This is a genomic window from Pseudomonas sp. P5_A12, from assembly GCF_056400685.1.
In genome coordinates, this window is the sequence record NZ_JBFUKU010000440.1 from 1 (window position 1) to 3,238 (window position 3,238).

Consider the following 3,238-nt stretch of genomic DNA (forward strand, 5'->3'; position numbering starts at 1 on the left):
AGCCTCTGACGGGCTTGAACCACTGCGCTGGGCGCCACCAGCGGACGTTGACCCGGCAGCATAATGTTCATGCGACTGACCACATCCCAGGCTGACATCCGCCGAAAGAACGCCATGGAAATCACGCACCAAAGCATCATTTCCAACGGCAGACGGCGCTTGCGCAGGGTTGCTACGCCTGCCTGTTCCAGTGCTTGCTCGACCAAAGAAGGATCGAGTAACGAATCCAACCCCTCGATGGCGTGGGGAGTGGAGGCGATGTTGTGAGTCAGTTCCAGTGCCCGAGCGAGACGCATAAAAAAATCCGATGCCAATTCAGGTATCGGATTTTGATTTCTTGCGGCCAAAGGTCAAGCAAGAGGGCTTAACTGATCGGCATTAGGCGCCATGCCCGAATGTCTGAGGTCCGGTTTTGAACCGATAATCGATACTGCGAAAATGAAAACCCCACTCGAAGGCGGGGTCTGTCCGGTTATCAGTTACTTCCTGGAAGGCGTCGCCACTCTTGGCAGAAATTTCGCCTTTGCGCCTCTGGGCGTCGTCGATTTCACTTTGCTGATCTGGACCGGGTCTTCCCCAAAGCCCGCCACATACTCTGTCTGGCCACAATTAACGCAATTATTGATCGGAAATTCAGCACCGTCGTCTTCGATATACGGATCAGCCATACCTCTTCCCCTCTCAAAYGGGTCGACACCGGCAAAGCCCTTTGCCTGAAAAATATCGACCGCCAAGGCTTTTGAGACTAACCGGTCACTACCGGACTTGTAATTCAGATTTTCGCATGCCCGACGAGTGGCCCGCACTCAACGCCCAATCACACAGAATGGATCACCTCAGCTTGACCGCTGTCCCCGTCACAAAAACCACCACCATCCCACCCTTGCCGGACGGCATGCTGATCTCAAAATCGAGCCCCACCAGCGCATCTGCCTGAAGTGCCCGCGCCCGTTCCTTGATCTCGTCGGTCGCCTGAATGCGTGCTTCTTTCAACGCACGCTCCAGCGTCTGAGAACGCCCCCCGAAAAAATCGCGCATCCCGGCAAACACGTCACGGATAACGTTAATGCCCTGCACGGACTCGGCACTGACAATGTCCAGGTAAGCGGTGATCTGGCGGCCTTCAATGGCGTGAGTTGTGGTGGTGATCATGGGGAATCCTTATTCATAAACAGTGGATCAAGGCAACTTGGACAGGTGTGCAGCCAACGCATCAAACGCCGGCAACGTCACAGGATCATTCGCCGAATTACTCGCAACCGGGTGCGAGGCGTAGCGCACAATCACCATCTCGGCTTTCGGATCGACATAGATGCGCTGGCCATAAACGCCGCGCGCCATGAATGCCCCGCCCTCCTTGTCCGTCACCCACCACATCGAGCGGTAACTCCAGCCCTTCAACAAGTCATAACCGGCCTTGGCAAAAACCTGCTTGTCGCCGCCACGGCGGATGTCATCCACGACGGCTTTGGGCACGATCTGCTGGCCGTTGAGCCGGCCCTCATTGCGCAGCATTTCGCCAAACCTGGCGAGGTCACGCAAGCCAGTGTTCAAGCCACCGCCAGCAAACGGCGTCCCGATGGAGTCCACCGTGAAATAGGCATCCTGCTCGGCGCCCAAACGACTCCAGATGCGCTCCGACAATAACTGCGCAACGTTACGGCCGGTCGCTCGAGCGATGATCCAGCCCAAGACGTCAGTGTTGACGGTCTTGTAGCCAAACGCACTGCCGTGTTCACCTTGCAGTTGAACAGTCTGCAAAAACGCGTAGTAACTTCGCGGTCCGGTGTAGTCCTTTGGCTTGGGCAATGGGTTGCCAGCTTTTGCGTGAGCCCAGACTTCGGCGTTCGGATCGGCATAGTCTTCGCTGTATTTGAGCGCGGTTGTCATATCGAGGACCTGACGCACCGTAGCGCTGCCGAACGCAGAAGCCGCCAATTCAGGAACGTAATCGGCAACAGACTTGTTCGCATCGATCTGCCCTTCAGCCACCAACATCGCCCCGAGCGTGCCAACCACGGATTTGGTCACCGACATCGCCGCGTGTTGGCCTTCGGGTTTCAGTACGCCGAAGTAGCGCTCATAAACAACCTTGCCCCTGTGCATCACCACAATCCCGTCGGTGTAAGTGGCCGCGAGGGATTGATCCCAGGTCATCGACTGCGTTGCGCCGAGAGGCGTGAAGCTGAGAGCGTCGATTTCATTGTGCAGCGCGTAAACCAACGGCACCGGCGCGCCCAGGCCTCGTGAAACGTTGATCGTCGGCATGAGTTGTCGGAAGTTCGAGACACTCCAGCGCATCGCCGGAAACTGGAAATAGCTGCCGTCTTCGAAACGCACGGTACGATCGGCAGGAGGCGGCGAGCCGACCATCCAGCCGAGTTTTGCGGGATCGCTGGCTTCTGCGTCGGGGAATGTTGTTGCGGTGGCATAAGTTGACAGGGCACACGCCATCACCGCAGTGATGGACATGATAGTGCGGCGGCAAGCAGCGCGAGGGTGGGACATGGTGTCGATTCCGTTCGAGGGGTCCGGCAGTCTAGCAGGTGGGTGGCGAGGCTGAAGACCGGGCATTTCGAGGAATTGAAGAGGTCGTACCGGATGGGAAAAAATCAGGCACTACAGAAGTTTAATCAACACCGCAGTGACGGTTGCTACCGTACCAATTATCCCAATGGCTATTGCCACCGGATACCAAAAGGTTTCACGGGTCATCTTGCCCGCCTCGGCACTCAGCTTGCCCGCTTCAGCACTTAGCTTGCTCGCTTCAGCATTCAGCTTGCGCTGCTCAGCGAGCAACTTGATGATCTCTACGTGGACCTTTTCGAGTTCGGCCTGTTTCATGGTCATTTCCTGCATAACACGCGTAGGTCCATTCCGAATTAAGTGGGAGCCGTCATATGTGCTGCCCGTTCATCTTGAACCCGAAGGCACAAAACGAAAACCCCTTCTCGAGATGGTTCATTTGAGCCGCTAAACCTTGTGGGCGCCCCAACCGCCTGGCTTTCCAGCACTACTTCCCACAAGCCTGCGACTCGTCCTACATATATTTCAGAAACGACAGCGCCACTCTCAAAACCCAGCCCCAGAAACCACAAAACCCCTGATTTCTCTCGAAATCAGGGGTTCTGGTTACATCGAATTTGGCGGTGAAGGAGAGATTCGAACTCTCGATACAATTTCTTGTATACACACTTTCCAGGCGTGCTCCTTAAGCCACTCGGACACTTCACCGTAT

At 56.0% G+C, this 3,238-nt stretch carries 5 protein-coding genes and 1 tRNA gene; all 6 read right to left on the reverse strand.

The window, feature by feature from the left end; all coding sequences use genetic code 11:
• Positions 1-296: transposase domain-containing protein (locus AC1DSG_RS29475; RefSeq protein ID WP_477794022.1), on the reverse strand; the 296-nt coding region annotated here is incomplete at its 3' end.
• 183 nt (positions 297-479) lie between these two features.
• Entirely contained in the window at positions 480-668 is a 189-nt protein-coding gene (locus tag AC1DSG_RS29480; RefSeq protein WP_477794023.1) for a hypothetical protein, read from the reverse strand.
• Positions 669-831: 163 nt separating this feature from the next.
• Entirely contained in the window at positions 832-1,152 is a 321-nt protein-coding gene (locus AC1DSG_RS29485; RefSeq protein ID WP_477794024.1) for a YbjQ family protein, read from the reverse strand.
• Positions 1,153-1,179: 27 nt separating this feature from the next.
• A complete protein-coding gene (locus AC1DSG_RS29490; protein ID WP_477794026.1) occupies positions 1,180-2,454 on the reverse strand; it encodes a serine hydrolase domain-containing protein in 1,275 nt (424 codons plus the stop codon).
• Between the two features lie 165 nt (positions 2,455-2,619).
• On the reverse strand, positions 2,620-2,844 hold the full coding sequence (locus tag AC1DSG_RS29495; protein WP_477794025.1) for a hypothetical protein: 225 nt from the start codon (positions 2,842-2,844) through the stop codon (positions 2,620-2,622).
• Between the two features lie 300 nt (positions 2,845-3,144).
• A tRNA-Ser gene (locus tag AC1DSG_RS29500) sits at positions 3,145-3,234 on the reverse strand.
• Between the last annotated feature and the right edge of the window lie 4 nt (positions 3,235-3,238).

Excerpts from the sequence above, each read along its gene's own strand:
- AC1DSG_RS29480 (WP_477794023.1), bottom strand. The coding sequence starts at position 668 with ATGGCTGATCCGTATATCGAAGACGACGGTGCTGAATTTCCGATCAAT.
- AC1DSG_RS29490 (WP_477794026.1), bottom strand. The coding sequence starts at position 2,454 with ATGGCGTGTGCCCTGTCAACTTATGCCACCGCAACAACATTCCCCGAC.
- AC1DSG_RS29485 (WP_477794024.1), bottom strand. The coding sequence starts at position 1,152 with ATGATCACCACCACAACTCACGCCATTGAAGGCCGCCAGATCACCGCT.
- AC1DSG_RS29495 (WP_477794025.1), bottom strand. The coding sequence starts at position 2,844 with ATGAAACAGGCCGAACTCGAAAAGGTCCACGTAGAGATCATCAAGTTG.